Raw genomic sequence first — 19,694 nt, 5'->3', positions numbered from 1 at the left:
TTGAGCTGATTAATATTCGGCTGCGAGAGCAGTTCCCCGTTTTTCATCATTCTTTAAGAATCTCCGCTTCCGCGAAAAGAACTGCCTTTCCGCTCAGTATCGTGCGTTCTCCAGCGTAACGACAATAGAGAACGCCACCCCGCTTTGAGGCCTGATATGCAGTAAGCTGATTCTTCCCCAGCTTGTCTGCCCATAATGGAATGACATGACAGTGGCCACGGCCGCAGACGGGGTCTTCTGTCACATTGCATTTTGGCGCGAAGGTGCGGGTTACGCAGTCACTGACGTCACCTTTTGCTGTAACGTGGAGCAAAAGGCCAGCTAGCTGGCGAATTTTTTCCTGATCGCCAGTAACATTTTTTACCTGTTCTTCACTTGCAAGAACACAGACCATATCTTCACCTAGGTACGCTTCCATGGGCTTTATGCCGATAGCTTCAATGATTTCCTGCGTAATGGGGGTAGGTGTCAGTGAAAAGGATGGGAAATCCATGGAGAAGAGATCGTCCTCTTTCTTGACTGTCAGAGTGCCGCTGAGGGTTTTGAAGCGAATTTCCTTCAATGCAGTCTCTGAAAATGTAGTGATGACATATGCAGTGGCAAGAGTGGCGTGACCGCAGAGATCGACTTCACCTCCAGGAGTAAACCAGCGCAGATGATAATCTTCGCCCTCTTTTACGGCAAAGGCTGTCTCCGACAGATTGTTTTCGATGGCGATTTTCTGCATGAGCTCTTCAGGAATCCACTGTTCCATCACACAGACGGCTGCCGGGTTCCCAGAAAAGACCTGATCCGTAAAGGCATCTACGATATATTGTTTCATTGCTTATCCTCCGTTTCCATCTATTTATCTATTGATCTACTTGCCCTCAGTATATCATCGTAGTACAATACATACAATGTAAAAATTGTATGTACAACAATGAGAGGAGGAGAATCTGATGCCGATAAACGCATTCGATCAATACCCATTGACATGGAAGCCGGAGAAGCATCGGCTGGAACAGCCGTATTATAAAGCACTGGCTGCGGATCTGGAGAACAAGATTAAAAGCGGGGTGTTAAAGCCAGGGACAAAACTGCCGCCTCAGCGTGAAATTGCAGATTATTTAGATTTGAATTATACGACCATCACCAGGGTCTATGAAGTTTGCAAAAAGAAAGGTCTGATTTACGGCACCACGGGAAAAGGCACTTTTGTTTCGCCCCACTCTTCAGAAGACATCACCATCACCGCGTCTAATCTCGATAGCCAATGTATCGAGATGGGGGCTGTCAACGGCTTCAGCGAATACAGTGAACTTGTGGAACGAGCTACCCAAACGGTGGTAGAAAGAGGATACCTGCGCGGCCTATATGGGTATTCGCAGCCAGCAGGCCATCCTCATCAGATTGCGGCGGGAATCAGATGGATGGAACAGCTAGGCGTTCATGGCAATCACGATCATACCGCCATCTTTTCAGGTGCCCAGAATGCCCTGACCGTGGCGTTGATCTCTCTGTTTTCACCAGGTGACAGATTGGCCACGGATCGTTACACTTATTCCAATCTGATCGAATTGGCGAAGATGCTTCATATTGTTTTGGTTCCTATAGAAGGGGATCAGGAGGGAATGCGGGCCGACGAACTGAAGAAGCAGTGTACTGTTAGCAGGTTGAAAGGGGTCTATCTCATGCCATCCTGCGGCAACCCGACGACGGTGACCATCTCGGAAAGACGACGGAAAGAACTGGCGGCGATCATCAAAGGGTACGGCCTGATTTTGCTGGAAGATGATATTTCCGCCTGGCTGACTGCGTCCGGCGGCGAAAGGGAGACCTCCCTGTTCGACCTGTTAAAAGGGGAGAGCATCTACATCTGCGGCATGACCAAAAGCTTGTGCCCAGGGCTAAGGGTCGCATATATGACTTTTGGGGAAGGTTTTAGACGTGAAATCCTTCATGGGTTGTTTAATGCAAACATCAAGACCTCTTCCCTCGATGCAGAAATCATCACGGAACTGATTTTAAGTGGTGATGCTTATAAAATCGCTATGCGTAAAAGAGAGATGACAGAGAAGGCCTGTGCGTTGTTTTCAGAGGTGTTCCCAAGAGAAGACGGGGATCCGTGGAAAGTCAGCTACTACCAATGGCTGCCCATTGCAACATCAAAACCTTTTCGCCGGGTGGAGGAGGATTTGCTGGAACGAGGGCTTCGCGTCTATCACTCTGAGCGGTTCGCGGTGACAGAAAACAAGCGCCAAAAGTACCTGCGGGTGGCGCTTTGTTCTGCAGGGAGTATGCATAAGCTATCAAAAGGATTACAGGCGCTCAAAGACTATTTAGAGTAGTAGTGGGCACTGTCTTGCTGAACCCTTTTTTCTTTATATTTCTATTATCATAACATAGGGGCGCAATACACCAAAAGACCTCATCTGACGATGAGGCCTCCTGGCTGCGATATTTTATTTAATTAAGAAAGAACGTTCAAAAGAAATTATCTCGTAACCCTGTATCCTTTTGACACTCTTAGTATAGCAATCTTTTGTGACGAGTATGCGAAGAACGTTTAACGTTTTTGTGGCGCTTTTGTCAAGGGAAAATGGTAATACCATTCTTCAGGCTTCTTCCTTTACTTTCTGCAAGAAAGCTTGGGCGGCTTTGGAAAAAATTTGATATCTTTTCCAGATCAGTGACATGCCTATTTTAGATTCTGGCACCAAGGGTCTGAAACACAACTGGCTATCGCCAGCAGTATTGATCAGCTGATCAAAGCATAGGGCGTAACCCATGCCTTCTTCTACCATCAGAGAACCGTTATATATGAGATTATAAGTGGCGACGACGTTAATCCGTTGGTCGCCGTTTTTGAATGCTTCCTGAAAAGCGGGGTTCTGATAAATCTGTCTGGAAATGATCATGGGCTGACCACGCAAATCCTCTTTCGTGACAGCTTCTTTTGCTGCCAGAGGGGAATCGCGGCGCATGAGAATACCCCAGATGTGGTGATAAGGCACGGGATGAGATTCAAAATGGGCAGAATCTACATCGCCGTGGAGGAGTGCGAAGTCGATCAGGCCCTTATCCAGCTGGTCCATCACTGTAGCACGGTCGCCGCTGATGACGTGAAACCGGATCAGAGGATATTGACGTTGCAGCGCCTGGGCAACCTGCACGAGAAAGCGTACCGGTTTTGCTTCAGCCGCACCGATGGTAATGTCACCAGCAACATTGTCATCGGACTGGGAAATTTCGCTTTCTGTTTTTTGCATCAGTTCTGTAATTTCTTCTGCCCGCTTGCGGAGAAGGATGCCTTCCTCTGTCAAAGTGATCTTGCGGTTTCCTCTGATAAAGAGCTGCTTTCCAAGCTCTTCTTCTAAATCTTTGAGTTGTCTGGATAGGGTGGGCTGAGAGAAATGCAGGGCTTCAGCCGCACCGGAAATACTCTGCTCCCTTGCTACAGCCAAAAAATATTGTAGTACGCGAAACTCCATCGGGTGAATCTCCTTTCTGCTTTATTTGTGAGGTCAGTATATCATAATTACACATGCCTGTAAAGCATGTGAATGTATTTAATATGAGTATTTGCTAAGTGATAAGCCGGATGCTAAAATGAAACTACCGACAGAGGATATAAAGGAGGACAAAACTCATGAAAAGAAGAATATCCCTTTTCCTGTGCGCAGTATTGCTGCTTTCGCTTTTCGCCTGCAGCAGCAATTCCAAACAGGATTCTGATGATGACAGTGCAGATCAGACTTGGGAATCAGAAGAAAATGACACTGATGTGCTACAGATTCGAGTAGAGGGAGCATCTGGACAGAACGTCGTATTTCAGCTCAATGACAGTTCAGCCGCAAAGGCACTGTACGAACAGCTGCCCCTATCAATTCAGGTGGAGAATTACAGCAATAATGAAAAAATCTTCTATCCGCCGGAGGAACTGGACACCAGTGATGCGCCCCCTGCTGAGGGTCCCTCTGGAACCTTGGCATATTACGCCCCTTGGGGTGATGTAGTGCTTTTTTATGGGGAATGCGGCGGCGCAAGCGGTCTGTATGAACTTGGAGAAGCGGTGTCGGGGGCTGACCAGATTGAGACATTGTCTGGGGTGATACAGGTGAGCAAAGTGGCAGCGTAAAAATAACTTTTGCAAAAATGAAAAATAACCCTTGACTTGGAGTCCACTCAAAGTGATAAGGTCTATACATGAAAGGAAGATAAAAATGAAAAAAATATTATTAAGCATATTGATTACTGTGATGGCTCTTGGATTCGCTGGCTGTGGTCAGCAGGAGGAGTCTGCGGGAAATGACAATCAACAGGAACAGACACAGAAACAAAGCCCAAAGGAAGATGGAAAGGTTTTGATCGCCTACTTCTCCAGGGTCGGCAATGTCCAGGAAGAGGATGGTGTAGATGCCGTAGCCTCAGCCAGCGTTCAGGTCGTGGGCGGCCAGCACGAGGGGAACACCAAAATCATCGCTGACATGATTCAGGAAGAGACAGGCGGCGATTTGTTCTTTATCGAGATGGAAGAGAAATACGACGTGGACGATTATGATGGGTTTGTCGATGCAGCACAAGGTGAAGGCAGTCAAGGAATTCGGCCGGCACTAGCGTCTCACGTAGAAGATATGGAAAGCTATGACACCATCTATCTGGGATTTCCGAACTGGTGGTTTGATATGCCGATGGCGGTGTACAGCTTTTTAGAAGAATATGATCTGGCCGGCAAAACCATCGTCCCTTTCTGCACCAGCGGAGGCAGCGGATTCTCGGATGCCATTGCAGCCATTGAAGAGGCGCAGCCAGAAGCTAGCGTGGCAGAGGGGCTGCATATTTATCAGGACGATGTGCCTTCAGCCGGTGACGAAGTGCGGCAATGGCTGAACCGATTATAATATTGGACACCCAGCCGAAAGGAGATAAGAAAGATGAATAAGAAAAGAATCAAAGTCTGTATCGACCTGCTTTTGATTGCTTTATTTCTGGCATTGATGGCATTTCATATAACGGGAAACCGTATCCATGAGTGGCTGGGTGTTGCACTCTTTGTGCTCTTCCTGGTGCATAACGGGCTGAATCTGAAGTGGTATAAAGCCCTGTTTAAAGGAAAATACAAGCCGGCGCGGATTTTTTATACCGCAGTCAATCTCCTGCTGGCTCTGGCCATGATTGGCATGATGATTAGCGGAATCCTGTTATCGACGGAAGTCTTCACCTTCCTGGAACTGCCCGCGTCGATGTTTGCAAGGAAACTCCATATGTTTTCTACCTCTTGGGGATATGCACTGATGGCGATACATCTGGGATACCATTTCGCTCTTTCCAGCCGCAGTGTCAACGATAAAATCAGTCGTGTCTCCGTGGGCATGGGTCTTGGCATCGTTTCGGCGTTTGGCATCTTTGCCGCTGATTCGCAGCAGCTGTGGCAGAAAATGTTTCTGCGCATCGAGTATGTGTTCTTTGATTTTAACAGACCAGCAGTATTTTTGTTCTTCGATTACATCGCCGTCATGGTGCTCTTCGCCTGTATCGGCTATATCAGTAATCGGTTCTTGAAGAAAAGGAGGAAAAATGAAATACAGAAATTTAGGGAAAACGGGCTTACGAGTCAGTGAAATCAGTTTAGGCTGCGAAGGTTTCGTGGATCACGACGGAACTTTGACGCCGCTTCTGATGGATAAGGCGGAGGAACTTCATATCAACTATCTGGATTTTTATACGCCGAATCCGAACCTGCGAGATCGTCTGGGCAAAGCCCTGGCAGGCCGCAGAGAAAAGTTCATTCTGCAGGCCCATCTGTGCACCACGTGGAAGGTCGATCAGTATGAGCGGACCAGGGATATCGAAAAAGTGAGAACCAGTTTTGACGATTTGCTGACTCGCCTTGAAACTGACTACATAGATGTAGGTATGATACACTATGTGGATTCTATGCAAGACTGGCAGGAAGTCTGTCACGGTCCGATTATGGAATTTGCAAAAGAACTGAAGGCTGCTGGAAAGATCAGGCACATTGGCATGAGCAGTCATAATCCTGTCGTATCAAAGGCAGCGGTGGAAAGTGGATTGATTGAAGTTCTCATGTTCAGTATCAATCCGTGCTATGACTTACAGCCAGCCAGCGAAGATTGCAATGACTTGTGGGACGACAAAAACTATCAGTCACAGCATGTCAATATCGATCCGGACAGAGAAAGTCTCTATGAGTTGTGTGAACAAAAAGGTGTCGGCATTACAGTCATGAAAGCTTTTGGCGGCGGTGATCTGCTGGATGCTTCCATGTCCCCTGCAGGCGTTGCACTGACAGCAAATCAGTGCATTCACTATGCATTGACCAGACCAGCCGTAGCTACCGTCCTTTCTGGCGCCCACACTTTGAAAGAACTGGAGATTAGCGTGGCCTATGAGTCGGCCGCAGATGAGGAGAAGGATTATGCGGTTGCTTTCGCTTTGATGCCGAATATCAGCTGGCAGGGACATTGCATGTATTGCGGCCATTGTGCGCCGTGTCCTGCGAACATCGACGTGGCTACTGTGACCAAGTTCCTCAACCTTACGAAAGCACAGGGTTCGATACCAGAAACAGTCAGAGAACACTACAGCGCACTGGAACACACGGCTGAAAACTGCGTTGCCTGCGGTGCCTGTGAAAAACGTTGTCCATTTGGTGTAAGAATTATAGATAATATGAAAGAAGCAGTTACAACCTTTGGAAGATAGTAGGAAAGGAATGTTTTATGAAACAGAAAAATTTAGTCGTATATTATACTCATTCTGCAAACACGCGGAAAATTGCCGAGATCATCAACGAACAGGTGGATGGCACCCTCTTTGAAATCATACCGACGCAGCCTTACCCTGCCGGATATGACGATGTGGTGAAGCAAGCCAAAAAAGAAATCAATGCCGGACACCGGCCTGCGTTAATGTCAGATATAGATATCGCAGCCTATGACGTCATCTATGTGGGGACGCCTAACTGGTGGAGTACCATGGCGCCGCCGGTAGCGGCCTTCCTGGAAGCCCATGACTTTGGCGGAAAAACGGTCGTGCCTTTCTGCACCCATGGAGGCGGCGGAATGGCGCACATCCAGAAAGATGTAGAGAAGCTGTCTGACGGCGCACAGGTCCTTGCAGGCTTTGAAATCTACGGCAGCGGTGGCAGCAATGCGGCATCCGCTGTAGAAAAGTGGCTGAAGGAGGTACAAAAATGATATATAAAGACTTTCAAGATATGAAATTATCGGCGCTGGGTTTTGGCGCTATGCGGCTGCCTACGGTAAATCGTGATCCGAATGGCCCCATTGATGAGAAACAGACAGCCGAGATGACCGCTTATGCCATAGAACACGGCATCAACTATTTTGACACGGCCTACGGTTATCACGACGGTCAATCCGAAGTGATCATGGGCAAAGTTCTGAGCCAGTATGCGAGAGAAAGCTACTATTTGGCCGACAAGTTTCCAGGTTACGATCTTGCCAATATGGATAAGGTGGAAGCGATTTTCGAGGAACAGCTGTCAAAATGCGGCACCGAGTATTTTGACTTTTATCTGCTTCACAACATCTATGAGAAAAATGTCGATCCCTACATGGACGAAAAGTACGGCATCATGGATTATCTGCTGGCGCAGAAAAAGGCTGGCAGAATCCGTCATCTGGGATTTTCTGCCCACGGCCGCTTTGAAACCATGGAGAAATTTCTCAAGGTCTACGGAAAGGATATGGAGTTCTGCCAGATCCAGCTCAATTACCTGGACTGGACGCTGCAGGATGCAAAAGCCAAAGTGGAGCTGTTAGCACAATATGAAATCCCGGTGTGGGTCATGGAGCCTCTGCGCGGCGGCGCTTTGACAAAACTGTCAGATGAGAATAAGGCAAAGCTGGCTGCCCTGCGCCCTGAGGAAAGTGTACCGGCATGGGCTTTCCGTTTTCTCCAGTCCATAGACAGCGTCAAAATGGTGCTCTCCGGCATGTCTGATCTAGAACAGATGAAAGAGAACATCAAAACTTATGAAGAAGAGAAACCTCTGACGGAAAAAGAAACAGCGGCTTTGATGGAGGTTGCGGACAGTATGCTGGATATTCTGCCTTGTACTGCTTGCCGTTATTGTACGGCGCACTGCCCGCAGGAACTGGATATTCCGGTTCTACTGTCCATGTATAATGAAACGCGTTTTTCCAACGGTCTGATCACCCATATGGCTGTAGACGCTCTGGCGGAAGAGAAACGTCCAAGTGCCTGTATCGGCTGCAAGAGCTGCGAAGCAGTCTGTCCGCAGCAGCTTTCTATCGCAGATGCCATGAGCGATTTTGTAGAGAAATTGAATCAGCCGGCAGGGCTGTAAAAAACGTGGAAAGGCCATACGTCATTATGATTGTGGCTGGTGTACCTAAAGACTGTAAAAGAGATATAAAGGCAGAGAAATTTATGGTAAAATAGGGACAGATTAAAACTAGAAAGGCGGCTATCTATGAAACTTACCATGCTGGGAACCGGCAACGCCATGGTTACGGAATGCTACAATACTTGTTTTGTCCTCAGCGAAGGGCAGCGGCATTTCTTGGTGGACGGCGGAGGGGGAAATACCCTGCTGCGGCAGTTGAAGGGTGCGGAAATAGACTGGAGGAACATCGAAGACATCTTCGTGACCCACAAACACATCGATCATGTGCTGGGCATCATCTGGATGCTGCGTATGATCTGCCAGAACATGAATGGAAATAAGTACGAGGGTGAAGTGCGAATCTACGCCCATGATGAAGTGATTGGGCTGATTGATCAGATGGCACAGATGCTGCTGCCAGAAAAGCAGAGCAGATTTATCGGTCAAAGGGTTCATCTCATATCCGTATCTGATGGAGAAAGGCGCAGCATCCTGGGACGAGAAATTGCATTCTTTGACATTCAATCGACCAAAGTAAAGCAGTTCGGCTTCACCATGTATTTTGATGACGGCAAAAAGCTGACCTGCTGCGGCGACGAGCCTTACAACTCTTGCAACGAAGCCTATGCGGCAAGCAGCACCTGGCTGCTCCACGAAGCCTTCTGCCTTTCTTCGGAGGCAGAAATCTATCATCCCTACGAAAAACACCATTCTACAGTGAAAGACGCCTGTCAGCTGGCAGAGAAGCTGCAGGTGAAGAATCTGCTTCTTTACCATACAGAAGATGAGAACCTCTTGCATCGAAAGAAGCTGTACGAACGAGAAGGCGCAGCCTATTTCAGTGGAAACCTGTATGTACCAGAAGACTTAGAAGTAATACAGATTTAGAATGCTGCCGCACTCATCATAACAAAAGCCCGCGAATGAACTTCGCGGGCTTTTGTCATGCGTTGTTATTTCACTGGTGAAAGTGCAGCCAGTTCCTCGTCTACAACGATACCTTCTTTCATGATCAGCTTGCCGTCCAGCCATACGGTGGAGTTCAGGCAGATGCCGTCTGTATGGGATTTCGCATCCTGGCCTGCTGGCGGCGCATCGATTGGGCTGACATAACCGATTCCCCATTCTGTACATCCCCACACTCTCTCATCTTCTACCACGTTGCCGGTCAGTTTTGCTCCCGGGTTGAAGCCGTAGGCGATGTGCGCCATCTTGAACATTCCTTCATCGTCAAAGGATTTCAGGTATTTTTCGTATTCGGCCGCTTCGGGACCACCTTCGAATTTGACGATTTTGCTGTTTTCAACGGTCAACACCACTGGCTGGGAAGGTACCTTGCCAAATGGAGGAGTGATGGTTCCATCGAAGACGATTTTGCCGTTGATCGTTCCAAAACGAGGGACGACGTTGATTTGTCCCGTCAGCATGTGCATGCCGGGAACAGTGGCATTGCCGCAGTCGTTGCAGACCAGGTGACCAGGGTCCAGCTCAAAGCTGACATCGGTGCCGGCAGGTGTTGTGACGTGCATCTCTTTGGCATCGATATGTTTCTGTGTAAATGCTTCCATGAAAATCTGCAGCTGTGGCGTTTCTACGTTGCCGACAGTTCGGATCAGAAGTTCCTGGGAGAAGTCAACAAGGCACATGTATCTCAGCTTCGGATTTTTTTCCATGGCGATTTCAAATGGCGTGGAGTAGAGCATCCATTGATGGTTGAATTCTACCCATACGTCGGCTCCCAGCAGCGCGCCTGTCAATGCTTCTACAGGGATATCTGGATCAGCGGCTTTGCCCACACCGCCAGGCGTAGCGATGGTGATGACCATGGGATAACCGCCGACGCTGTAGACGCTGGCGGCCACAGCATCCACAAGGCCTTCATCTGACATGGTGTCTGCGGTAATGACTACAGTTTCCCCTTTTTTTACTGCAAAGATCTCGTTGATCAGCTTATCAGCTGCTCTCTGTAATTCAAATTTTAACATTTTTCCACCTCGTGTAGTTTTCGAATTTTGTAGCTCCATTATAGCCAAAAAAGGGTCTGATTGCGTTGTAATAACTTCAAATACAAAAACTGAAATTTAAAATAAATACAAGGCAAAAGGGGAAGGGGAACCTTATAATGACAGGAAAATGTAAAGAGGAGGATTTGTCGATGACGATACATGAATTTATTGAAAGAAACAGAGAGGCGATGATTGCTGATGTCGCAGAACTGATAAATATTCCTACCGTTTTTTCTGAGGATGGAGGCAGCAATCAGCCCTTTGGAAAAGAGGTGGACAGAGGTCTGCGGTGGATTCTGCAGCGGGCGGAAGACCTTGGCATGAAAACTCGCAACTTCGACGGTTATGCAGGGGAGATTACTATCGGTGATGGACCGTTCATGATCGGCGTTTTGGCTCATGAGGACGTAGTGCCGGCTGGGGAAGGCTGGGATACGGATCCTTTTGATAGCGTTGTAAAGGAGGGGAAAATTTATGGCAGAGGCAGTGGAGATGACAAAGGACCGCTGATCAGCAGTCTTTACGCCATGAAATATTTGATGGACGAGGGCAGGATTCCTGCCGGGACTAGTCTGCGTTTGATTGTAGGTACCAACGAAGAAGAGAGCTGGGGCGGTATCAACTATTATACCAGCCATGTGGAAAGACTTCCTGACTATTCCATCGTTCCTGACGGATACTTTCCGCTGATTTTCTGCGAAAAAGGTCTTGTCGATTTTGATATGAATATATCGTTATTTGACGATAAGGAGGCAGATATCAGAGTTGTGGGGCTTTATGGCGGCAGCGGCAGAAATGTGGTTGCCGGAAAAGCCGGCTGTGTATTGCAGTGCCACAATGCCGATCCGACAGAAATCATTGCAGAGTTGAATGAATTTGAGGGCATCACGGCGGAATATGCTGACGATGAGATTATCGTCATAGCCCAGGGAAAGAGCACCCACGCCATGTCACCGGAAAAAGGGCTCAATGCCATCAGCCTGCTGATGTTGGGGCTGAGCAGAATCAAATGCACATTGTCAATAGACGATTTTGTTGAAAAATACAACCGGTACATCGGTATGGATTGGAGCGCAGAGAAGTTCGGCTGCGGCTTTGAAGACCAGTTATCAGGGAAAACGACGTTTAACATAGGGGTGCTGCGCTGTGAAGACGGAGACGTGGTATTGGAAGCCAATCTGCGTTATCCTGCTTCTATGGAAAAAGAGACTGTGGTAGGTGCCATTGAGATGACCTGCAGCCGGGCAGGATTTTTCTACAAGGAGAAAGATTTCCTGCCGCCCGTCTATACGGAACCGGACTCGGATTTTGTTGTCAAGCTGATGGAAGTGTACCGCAAGGTGACTGGGGATCAGGAACATGAAGCCTTTGCCATCGGCGGTGCAACTTATGCCAGAGCCATTCCCAAGGCAGTGGCATTTGGACCGCTGTTCCCTTACGAAGAGGAACTGGCCCACGAGGCCAATGAGTTTCTTGCAATCGACAGCCTGGAGAAGATGACCTGGATCTTTGCAGAGGGGCTGGAAGCACTGCTGGGAATGGGGGTAAATAAACGCTGAGATTGGAGTGCTGACCTGCTATCACCGTCATTTTACCCGTCATTTGTCAAAAAACCCCTCAAAACACCTAACAGTTCCCGTATTGCAAAGGGGGCAGCCTTCATTGCGATGGCTGTAACCTTTGAAACTTCGTTGTCAATTGCCGTCCTGCCACCGAATAGAAGAAAATTGTTAGGTGCTTTCATCAAAAAAGACGCAAATGACAGGTAAAATAGACAGGCGGCATGGCAGAATCGCCGATTTTGTCGGGCATAATTGTCACCTTTTGAATAAAAATGGGTTGACGAAAGAAAAGCGCTGGTGTATACTTTCTCTAACAAAAGAAAAGCGGGGAAGTATCTATGACGACGATAACGACAAAACGAAATAAAACTTATGATATGGTATGTATTGCTATTTTTGCAGTGCTGATGGCGGTCTGCTCCTGGATTGCTGTTCCTACGACGGTACCCTTCACCATGCAGACCTTCGGTCTATTTTTGACGGTCGGCGTGCTGGGCGGCAAGCGAGGCACTTTGGCAATTTTGATTTTCATTCTCCTGGGAGCAGTGGGGATACCGGTCTTTTCTGGTTTTACAGGAGGCCTTGGGATTCTCTTTGGAACGACCGGTGGTTACATCATTGGATTTATCTTTTCCGGTCTTGTCATGTGGGCCATGGAGAAGCTGATCGGTAGAAAAACATGGGCCCTGGCTTTGGCCATGGTCTTAGCCATGATCGTCTACTTCACCTTTGGTACGGCTTGGTTTATGGCAGTTTATGGGAGAACCGTCGGTCCTATCGGCCTCTCCGCCGTGTTGGGATGGTGCGTTCTGCCCTTTGTCATCCCTGACATCCTCAAGATGATGCTCGCTCTGATGCTCAGCGGCAGGCTGTCGAGGATGATTGAGAAGGTGTAAGCACAGGCGCCAGTTATGCAAATCGGTCCGTTCTTGGCAATCTGCCGCATGGGATGACATTTTTACCGTTGTTTTGCATAACAACTGATGAAGTCAAAGTTCGTATTTCTTGATTTTTCGATATAAGGTTGCCAGACTGATTCCCAAGAACTCGGCGATTTGTCTCTTAGCCTCCAGCGACGTTCCATTGGTCTGCAGGAGGCTTTTTATCTTCTCTCTTTCGGACATCTGCTCTATAGAACCGGCCGTCGTCTGCAGCGTGTGCTGAGAAAGCCACCTGGGCAGACTGGCTGCGTTGATCAAGCCGCCATCAAAGGTATAGTTGATGGCGTATTCTACCGCATTCTCCAATTCCCTGATATTCCCAGGCCAGTCATATTGATAAAGCAGATCCAGGGCATCCTCTGAAAGCCCCGTAATTTCACGATTTAAAACCTGCGCATATTTGCCGCAGAGAAAATGGATTAACAGGGGGAGGTCCTCTTTGCGCTCTCGTAGGGGCGGAATGGTCATAGGAATGACATTGAGCCGGTAGAACAGATCTTCTCGGAAAGTGCCAGTCTTTATCTTTGCACTGAGGTCTTGATTGGTGGCGGCGATGACCCGCACGTCCACGGGAATTTCCCTGGCGCTGCCGATGTGCTGTACGGTTTTCTCCTGCAGGACTCTCAGCACCTTGACCTGTAAATTCAGCGGCATATCACCGATTTCGTCGAGAAAAATCGTCCCGCCCTGGGCCATTTCAAAAACGCCGGGTTTGCCGGCTGCTTTTGCTCCCGTAAAGGAACCTCCCTCATAGCCGAAGAGTTCACTTTCTAAAAGAGCGTCGGGAATGGCACCGCAATTGATGGGGATAAAGGGATTGTCACTGCGCAGGCTGGCATTGTGAATCGCTCTGGCAAAGAGTTCTTTGCCGGTGCCGCTTTCACCGGTAATCAGAACCGTGGATGGGCTCTTTGCGATGGCGCTGGCGGCAGATTTGGCATCCCGCATGACGCGGCTCTGTCCGATGATGTTTGAGAAAGAAGCTGCATCGTCTCCCCGAAGAAGGCGGTGTGCGATACGAAAGAGGCTCTCATCGGTGTTGAATGACTCCACTGCACCTAGCAATTTCTCTTCTTTTTTAACCAAGGTGACGTTGGAAATCAGATGGAGGGGGCTGCCGTCTGCGGACTGATATTCTGTGCCCTTCTCAAAGATCGAGGTCTTTTTTTCCAGAGCGTCAACGAGCAGGGAGCCGGGAATGACCTCCGCAATCTGTCTGCCCAAAGCGTCGTCACTGGCGATACCCAGTTTTTTTTCTGCCGTCTCATTAAAACAGGTGATGATCCCTTCCGTATTACAGGCGATGATGCCTTCGTGGACAGAAGAAATGATGGTCTTCAGATATTCGTTGGTGCTGCTGAGTTCTTCTCTGATGATCAGTTCCTGAATCTTTGCAGCCAGTATTTCGGCCATTTTGCTGGTGAACTTCATGAAGGCGTAGCTGTTGTCCATGATGTTGCTGCGCTGTTCTTCATTAAACGCTACCAGGCTGATCATGCCATAGCAGGTGCCGCGAAGAAGGATCGGATAATAAAGGCCGGCTTTATAGAAGCAGCGGTCTTTTTCCGTACACTCCGCGCAGAGCTGGTTCTGACCGGGATCGGAGAGAAGCAGCGCACGCTTTGTCTCAAATACCTGTCTGGTAATCTTTGAGTTGGTGTTGTTCCATTCCATGACAGGAGCTTCGAATACCAGGCAAGTTGCGCCTGTCACCTGCCAGCTGTCATCGACGATTTCGGTCTCCACGTGAAGTGCCTCGGAAATGACCTCTGCAAACTGCTGCACTTCCGTCTGAATCTGTTCTAAGTAACTCACCTGCGATACCACCTTTCGTGAGAAAATTGAGAATAGTTCTCAAATGTGAGAAACCACTTGTATTACACACATTATACAACATCTGACAGCAAAAGGATAGAGAATGATTCTCAAATCTGAGAATTGCTTTAGTTTGAGAATGGGCTATGGGCTCACTTTCCTCCTTTGGCACATTTCTTGCTGCTATATGATGGTATACGAAGTGCAAAATCAGAATCTTTGATTCCGTCATTTTTGCATTTTTATAGCAGAACACTGCAAAGGGAAGGGTCCTGCAGCACAGTCACGATGTTTTTATGTTTTTGGAGGTTTTTTGATGATTTGTCATAAAATTCAGGGCGTAGAAACGCCAAAGGCGGCAGCCTGGAATAGGAAAAGTCACATTGAGCCATGGCAAGGAGCAAAATACAGCGCAGGGTTACTTTTGTGCCATTTGGGACAATGATTTGGGGCGTGCAGAGATGCAAAAAAATAACCAGAAGTGCCATTCCAGGCTTACTTCGGCTTCATTTGCGGATACTCATTATGTCAAACAGGATCAAATGTTCTCAAAAACACAAAAACATCGTGGAGCAGAATATTCGCCTGCGGCTCTTTGGACAGAATGCTACAGATTGGAGGGAGTTATATGAGTGAAAAGCAAGGTTATTTCACCCGCATGGGTGACGGCAGCGGGCTTTATATGACGGCGGAAGAGATTCGCAGTGACATAGAAGCAGGGATTCACGATGCGATGCGGCGCGGTAAAATTGACGGATTGACAGAGGCGGAAAAAAATCATCTCTTTGATATTATCGTCATGGACGGCAACGTGGTAGGCGTGACCCGGGGTCAGGAGGTGGTTTCTACTTCAGATTCCGGCTGCTTCAAGCTGAACTATCAGGCCCACGTACCTATGGACCGCTCAACAGCAGTGCTGATTAACGAGAGAGTTCTCGGGTTGGATTCGGTGGATATTGGCAATATCGACTACAGCTACAAAACAGTAAAACCGATTCTTCACGATGAAGCCAAGGTCATGGAAATCGCCCAGTCTCAGGCAGTCATTCCGGTGCTTTATGGAGGCATGCCGGATTTGGGCAGATATACCAAGCCGGATGGTCCAGTGGATAACTGGTCGGAGCTTTTGCCTATGGGCAAGATCGACGAGGCAAAGGCGGCACAGGAAGAGGCGGTGGAACATGCGGTAAAGGATATGGTCTACATTGCCAAAGGCATGGCGGCGGCAGGCGCTGACGGTATGAATCTGGATACCAGCGGTGCATCAGGAGATGCGGACTTTTTGGCTGCGCTGAAAGCCATAGAAGCCATCAAAGCGGAGCACCCTGACTTCGGCATCGAAATCGGCATGGCCGGGGAGTTTGTCATGGGTATGCACGGCGGACTGAAATACGATGGTGTCAGGCTGGCCGGACTGTATCCGCACAAGCAGGTGAAGCTGGCAGAAAAGGCTGGCGCCAATATCTTCGGGCCGGTGGTCAACACCAACTGCAACAAATCTTTTGCCTGGAATATTGCCAGAGCAGTGACCTTCATCAAAGCCTGCTCGGAGGCGGCGGAAATTCCCGTTCACGTCAACGTAGGTATGGGGGTTGGCGGAACACCGATGGCTTACGTGCCGCCAACTGATGTGGTATCAAAGGCCGCCAAAGCCATGGTGGAGATTGCCAAAATCGACGGATTGTAGATAGGCTCGGGTGATCCATTTGGAAACGATGCAACACAGGAAATTGCTGTCTGTATGGGCGGTATCCGCAGCGCTGGAGATCTGGTACTGCGGATGCAGCTGGCAAAGAGCATGCGGCTGGCAGAGGCGAAATCCTACGTTGCAGAAAAACTAGGCGTCAATGTAACAGATCTGGCGGACTGCTCCGTGATGAGAGAGCTGAGAGAGGAAATGGGGTTAGGATACTCCATGCCTACTGACGGTGCTGCAAAAGGGATACAGGCAAAGTTTCGCATTGCAGACCTTCTCGGCATCAAAATCAACTCTGTAGAGCAGTTTAAGCAGAAAGCAGGATTGGAGGCAGGGAAAAAGTGAGTTTTACATTTAGCAGAGAAAGACGTGGTTATCACATCCTGGACGATGCAGGTGTCCTGGCCATTCACGATGCAACTATGAAGCTGATGGGAGAATACGGTGTGCGGATTTTTGGCCAGGAGGCCAAGGAACTCTATCAGAAGGCGGGCTGCGACGTGGACGCGGGCAGCCACATGGTCAAATTTCCCAGAGATTTGGTGGAGTGGGCCATCGAGGTGACACCGGGTACCTTTACCATGTGCGGAAGGGAACCGAAGGATGATTTTGTCCTCGGAGACGGAACTGTTTCTTTTACCAGTTTCGGCACCGGACTGCAGATGTTCGATATCGAAACAGGGGAGGTCAGGGAGACCAAGACGGAGGACCTTGAGAACTTTGCCCGCTTCTGTGACGCGATTCCGGAGATTAACGCCTTCACCACAGCGGTTGCAGCCCAGGACGCGCCGGGACCGCTGAAGGATTTTTATGAAGCGGAAGCCATCTTTAAGAATACGACAAAGCACGCGATTTTAGATGCTGAAAACGGACACAATGCCAGAGCCATCATCGACATGGGAATTGCCATTGCGGGAAGTGCACGGGCGCTGCGGGAGCGGCCTTTTTTCACCCTCTGCATGTGTCCGAACAGCCCTCTGGAAATTCACGATGGTGCTTCTCAGGTCATCATCGAGACGGCAAAGGCGGGACTGCCGATCAGTATTCTCTCCATGGGACTGGCGGGCGGAACGACGCCGGCAACCCTGGCGGGAACCTTTGTCGTGACTAACGCGGAGATTTTGGCAGGAATCGTGCTGACACAGCTGGTACACGAAGGAAACCCCGTCATCTACGGCAGTTCCACCACGGTCATGGACATGAGACGTGCCACTTCCCCGGTGGGCGCTCCAGAACACGGTATGTTCGGTGCCATGGTAGCGGAGATGGGAAAATACTACGACGTCGTGACCAAGGTAGGCGGAACGTAGGCGGACAGCAAAGTCATGGATGTGCAGATCGGCCACGAGAAGACTTTGACCGGACTGATGCCGGTACTGGCCGGGGTGGACCTGGTCTATGGCCTGGGCATGATCGATATGGGCATGGCCATCAGCTACGAACAGTTCCTCATGGATGCAGAGTTTGTGCGCATGTTCAAGAGAACAGAAAAGAAAGTCATGGTGGATGAAGATGCTCTGGCGCTAGAGGTGATCGAGGCTGTAGGACCGGCTGGTAATTACCTGAGCCAGAGACACACTTTGAAACATATGAGAGATGAGATTTCTACCACCACTCTGATCGACAGACAGATGCGCGAGAAATGGGAGAAAGATGGTGCGAAGGATATGCCTGCGCGAGCCAGGGCGCTCGCTAAGGACATTCTGGCAAACCATCAGCCAATCCCTCTGCCAGAAGATGTGCAGGATAAGCTGCGGGCGATGATAGAACGCGAAGGAGAACTGTTATGCAGATAGAGATTAAAGTGTTCAGTGAAGAAGAAAAGCAGCTGGTTCACAAGAGGACGATGGAAATCCTCTCTGAGACTGGCGTATGGATCAAAAGCGACAAGGCTTTCTTTGCCTTGAGAGACGCAGGGGCACGCACTGACGAAAAGCGCAGAATCGTGTATTTTACGGAAGAGATGGTGCAGTCGGCCCTTGCCGCTGCGCCGAAGGAATTTGTCCTAGGCGGGCGAAATCCAGCCTATGATTATCCGCTGCCGTCAAAGGAGAGCCGTCACCTGATGAGCGGTATCACCACTAATATCTACGATCCCTACACCGGTGAGCGCAGGGAATCCACCAAAGCGGATGTGGTCAACGTGGGCAGGATCTTCCAACATGCGGAAACCGGTGTCGCCTGCTGGACCGGCTGCAGTGCAGGGGATGTTCCGGAGAAGACCCACTGTCTCCACGAGATGGCAGCCATCATAGAGGGGACTTCTAAACATGTGCAGTTTGAACTCGCAAGTCCCTATGAGTCGAAGTTTGCCATTGAGATCTTACGGGCGATTCTTGGCAGCGATGAGGAGATCAGAGCGCGAAAAATCGCATCGGTGCTTTACTGCCCCGTATCGCCGCTGACCCAGGACAAAAACATGTTGGAGGCCTATCTGGAACTGGCGGACTACGAGATTCCTGTCAATATCTATCCTATGCCCATGATCGGCATGACCTCGCCGGCTTCGATTTTCTCCACCATCTGCCAGATTAATGCAGAGGTGCTGTCGGCTGTCGTATTGTTCGAGACCGTAAAGCCGGGCTGGCCGCTGATTTACGGCGTGGCCTCTGGCGCAGCAGATCCCGTAACTGGTGCATATGTGAAAAGCGGTGAAGCAGCCCTTGTCAGCCTGGGCGGCACAGAGATGGCCAGATTTTACGGTCTGCCATGTGCGGTGACTGGTGGAGGCAGCTTTGAAACCATGCCCGCTTATCTGGGTCGAGCCGACCTGATCGACGGTATTGGCACCACGGATAACGGTATGGCGGTCAGTCTGGAAATGATTTTGACCGAGGACGAAATTGCGAAGCGTTGTCTGCGCATCGGCAAGGGTATCCGCGTCGGTGAGAATACGGATTTGACAGCAGATATCAAGGCGGAAGGACCGGGCGGTACGTTCCTGGCACACAAGTCTTCCATAAAGAATTTCCGCAATCCCGACGAATTGTATTACTCTAAGATGTTTCCGTCAAAACTGCGCGCGACTACTTATGAGAAGCGGGACAGTATCGAGATTGCAAACAGGCGGGTGCGGCAGATTCTGGAAGGTCCTGTCGTCGATGCCCTGCCTGATGAGGTGAAGGCGAAGATTGATGCAATCTGCCAGAGAGCAGATGAAACCATCTTTACAGGAAATAAGCAGTAAGAGAGAGACATGACTGTTTCTCTCTTTTTTGCTTTTGCATAGCCCGGCTCGGCAATTTGCGCAGTCCTGCCGGGATTTTTTGCCCAAAAGGCGTTTTTGGTTCGACTAGG

The 19,694-nt window shown here is 49.3% G+C and carries 15 protein-coding genes and 2 pseudogenes; 13 read left to right on the top strand and 4 right to left on the bottom strand.

The features are described 5' to 3' along the window. Nucleotides 1–46: 46 nt before the first annotated feature. Nucleotides 47–823: a PhzF family phenazine biosynthesis protein gene (locus ACMQ5W_RS13645; RefSeq protein ID WP_419025643.1), complete on the bottom strand. Its 777-nt coding sequence runs from the start codon at nt 821–823 to the stop codon at nt 47–49. Nucleotides 824–941: 118 nt separating this feature from the next. Between ACMQ5W_RS13645 and ACMQ5W_RS13640 the strand changes: the two genes are divergently transcribed. Beyond that, on the top strand, nt 942–2,330 hold the full coding sequence (locus ACMQ5W_RS13640) for a PLP-dependent aminotransferase family protein (protein ID WP_419025642.1): 1,389 nt from the start codon (nt 942–944) through the stop codon (nt 2,328–2,330). A gap of 267 nt (nt 2,331–2,597) precedes the next feature. Here the strand turns inward: ACMQ5W_RS13640 and ACMQ5W_RS13635 are convergent, their stop codons facing one another. Further along, complete coding sequence (locus ACMQ5W_RS13635) at nt 2,598–3,473, bottom strand: LysR family transcriptional regulator (RefSeq protein ID WP_419025641.1); 876 nt, start codon at nt 3,471–3,473, stop codon at nt 2,598–2,600. Nucleotides 3,474–3,631: 158 nt separating this feature from the next. On the opposite strand from ACMQ5W_RS13635, the gene ACMQ5W_RS13630 reads away from it, so the two are divergent. The 7 genes from ACMQ5W_RS13630 to ACMQ5W_RS13600 all read left to right on the top strand — a co-directional run bounded on the left by ACMQ5W_RS13630 (nt 3,632) and on the right by ACMQ5W_RS13600 (nt 9,265). Next, nucleotides 3,632–4,120, top strand: a complete 489-nt coding sequence (locus tag ACMQ5W_RS13630) for a cyclophilin-like fold protein (RefSeq protein ID WP_419025640.1) — start codon at nt 3,632–3,634, stop codon at nt 4,118–4,120. Between the two features lie 85 nt (nt 4,121–4,205). Continuing rightward, nucleotides 4,206–4,883, top strand: a complete 678-nt coding sequence (locus ACMQ5W_RS13625; protein ID WP_419025639.1) for a flavodoxin — start codon at nt 4,206–4,208, stop codon at nt 4,881–4,883. Nucleotides 4,884–4,916: 33 nt separating this feature from the next. Continuing rightward, nucleotides 4,917–5,603 carry a DUF4405 domain-containing protein gene (locus ACMQ5W_RS13620; protein ID WP_419025638.1) on the top strand — a complete coding sequence of 229 codons (687 nt, stop codon included), beginning with the start codon at nt 4,917–4,919 and terminating at the stop codon, nt 5,601–5,603. Beyond that, nucleotides 5,560–6,708 (top strand): aldo/keto reductase, encoded by a 1,149-nt coding sequence (locus ACMQ5W_RS13615; RefSeq protein WP_419025637.1) that lies wholly within the window; start codon nt 5,560–5,562, stop codon nt 6,706–6,708. Before ACMQ5W_RS13620 ends, ACMQ5W_RS13615 begins: the two co-directional genes overlap by 44 nt. Before the next feature lie 17 nt (nt 6,709–6,725). Continuing rightward, a complete protein-coding gene (locus tag ACMQ5W_RS13610) occupies nt 6,726–7,202 on the top strand; it encodes a flavodoxin (RefSeq protein WP_419025636.1) in 477 nt (158 codons plus the stop codon). Continuing rightward, nucleotides 7,199–8,338 carry an aldo/keto reductase gene (locus ACMQ5W_RS13605; RefSeq protein ID WP_419025635.1) on the top strand — a complete coding sequence of 380 codons (1,140 nt, stop codon included), beginning with the start codon at nt 7,199–7,201 and terminating at the stop codon, nt 8,336–8,338. Before ACMQ5W_RS13610 ends, ACMQ5W_RS13605 begins: the two co-directional genes overlap by 4 nt. Before the next feature lie 126 nt (nt 8,339–8,464). Continuing rightward, entirely contained in the window at nt 8,465–9,265 is an 801-nt protein-coding gene (locus ACMQ5W_RS13600; RefSeq protein WP_419025634.1) for an MBL fold metallo-hydrolase, read from the top strand. Between the two features lie 65 nt (nt 9,266–9,330). On the opposite strand, the gene ACMQ5W_RS13595 is transcribed toward ACMQ5W_RS13600, so the two are convergent. Beyond that, complete coding sequence (locus tag ACMQ5W_RS13595; RefSeq protein ID WP_419025633.1) at nt 9,331–10,362, bottom strand: hypothetical protein; 1,032 nt, start codon at nt 10,360–10,362, stop codon at nt 9,331–9,333. A 170-nt stretch (nt 10,363–10,532) separates the two neighbouring features. On the opposite strand from ACMQ5W_RS13595, the gene ACMQ5W_RS13590 reads away from it, so the two are divergent. Continuing rightward, the gene (locus ACMQ5W_RS13590) at nt 10,533–11,942 is read left to right on the top strand and encodes a Sapep family Mn(2+)-dependent dipeptidase (protein ID WP_419025632.1); all 1,410 of its coding nucleotides are present in this window, start codon (nt 10,533–10,535) and stop codon (nt 11,940–11,942) included. A 341-nt stretch (nt 11,943–12,283) separates the two neighbouring features. After that, nucleotides 12,284–12,841, top strand: coding sequence for a biotin transporter BioY (locus tag ACMQ5W_RS13585; protein ID WP_419025631.1), 558 nt, complete (start codon nt 12,284–12,286; stop codon nt 12,839–12,841). A 93-nt stretch (nt 12,842–12,934) separates the two neighbouring features. Here the strand turns inward: ACMQ5W_RS13585 and ACMQ5W_RS13580 are convergent, their stop codons facing one another. Then, nucleotides 12,935–14,701, bottom strand: coding sequence for a sigma-54 interaction domain-containing protein (locus ACMQ5W_RS13580; protein WP_419025630.1), 1,767 nt, complete (start codon nt 14,699–14,701; stop codon nt 12,935–12,937). 604 nt (nt 14,702–15,305) lie between these two features. Between ACMQ5W_RS13580 and mtbB the strand changes: the two are divergent. The 3 genes and pseudogenes from mtbB to ACMQ5W_RS13565 all read left to right on the top strand — a co-directional run bounded on the left by mtbB (nt 15,306) and on the right by ACMQ5W_RS13565 (nt 19,584). Continuing rightward, nucleotides 15,306–16,742, top strand: a pseudogene (gene mtbB / locus ACMQ5W_RS13575) ([dimethylamine--corrinoid protein] Co-methyltransferase). After that, nucleotides 16,739–18,193 (top strand): annotated as a pseudogene (gene mttB / locus ACMQ5W_RS13570) ([trimethylamine--corrinoid protein] Co-methyltransferase). The pseudogenes mtbB and mttB overlap by 4 nt, the downstream one beginning before the upstream one ends. Next, complete coding sequence (locus ACMQ5W_RS13565; protein ID WP_419025629.1) at nt 18,184–19,584, top strand: trimethylamine methyltransferase family protein; 1,401 nt, start codon at nt 18,184–18,186, stop codon at nt 19,582–19,584. Before mttB ends, ACMQ5W_RS13565 begins: the two are co-directional and overlap by 10 nt. The last annotated feature ends 110 nt before the right edge of the window (nt 19,585–19,694 follow it).

The sequence above is a fragment of the Emergencia sp. genome (genome assembly GCF_048465375.1).
In the GTDB taxonomy this organism is placed as follows: domain Bacteria; phylum Bacillota; class Clostridia; order Peptostreptococcales; family Anaerovoracaceae; genus Senimuribacter.
This window is presented reverse-complemented; position numbering and strand designations above follow the sequence as displayed.

Excerpts from the sequence above, each read along its gene's own strand:
- ACMQ5W_RS13625 (WP_419025639.1), top strand. The coding sequence starts at position 4,206 with ATGAAAAAAATATTATTAAGCATATTGATTACTGTGATGGCTCTTGGA.
- ACMQ5W_RS13615 (WP_419025637.1), top strand. The coding sequence starts at position 5,560 with ATGAAATACAGAAATTTAGGGAAAACGGGCTTACGAGTCAGTGAAATC.
- ACMQ5W_RS13585 (WP_419025631.1), top strand. The coding sequence starts at position 12,284 with ATGACGACGATAACGACAAAACGAAATAAAACTTATGATATGGTATGT.
- ACMQ5W_RS13600 (WP_419025634.1), top strand. The coding sequence starts at position 8,465 with ATGAAACTTACCATGCTGGGAACCGGCAACGCCATGGTTACGGAATGC.
- ACMQ5W_RS13630 (WP_419025640.1), top strand. The coding sequence starts at position 3,632 with ATGAAAAGAAGAATATCCCTTTTCCTGTGCGCAGTATTGCTGCTTTCG.
- ACMQ5W_RS13640 (WP_419025642.1), top strand. The coding sequence starts at position 942 with ATGCCGATAAACGCATTCGATCAATACCCATTGACATGGAAGCCGGAG.
- ACMQ5W_RS13610 (WP_419025636.1), top strand. The coding sequence starts at position 6,726 with ATGAAACAGAAAAATTTAGTCGTATATTATACTCATTCTGCAAACACG.
- ACMQ5W_RS13605 (WP_419025635.1), top strand. The coding sequence starts at position 7,199 with ATGATATATAAAGACTTTCAAGATATGAAATTATCGGCGCTGGGTTTT.
- ACMQ5W_RS13565 (WP_419025629.1), top strand. The coding sequence starts at position 18,184 with ATGCAGATAGAGATTAAAGTGTTCAGTGAAGAAGAAAAGCAGCTGGTT.
- ACMQ5W_RS13645 (WP_419025643.1), bottom strand. The coding sequence starts at position 823 with ATGAAACAATATATCGTAGATGCCTTTACGGATCAGGTCTTTTCTGGG.
- ACMQ5W_RS13590 (WP_419025632.1), top strand. The coding sequence starts at position 10,533 with ATGACGATACATGAATTTATTGAAAGAAACAGAGAGGCGATGATTGCT.
- ACMQ5W_RS13635 (WP_419025641.1), bottom strand. The coding sequence starts at position 3,473 with ATGGAGTTTCGCGTACTACAATATTTTTTGGCTGTAGCAAGGGAGCAG.
- ACMQ5W_RS13620 (WP_419025638.1), top strand. The coding sequence starts at position 4,917 with ATGAATAAGAAAAGAATCAAAGTCTGTATCGACCTGCTTTTGATTGCT.
- ACMQ5W_RS13595 (WP_419025633.1), bottom strand. The coding sequence starts at position 10,362 with ATGTTAAAATTTGAATTACAGAGAGCAGCTGATAAGCTGATCAACGAG.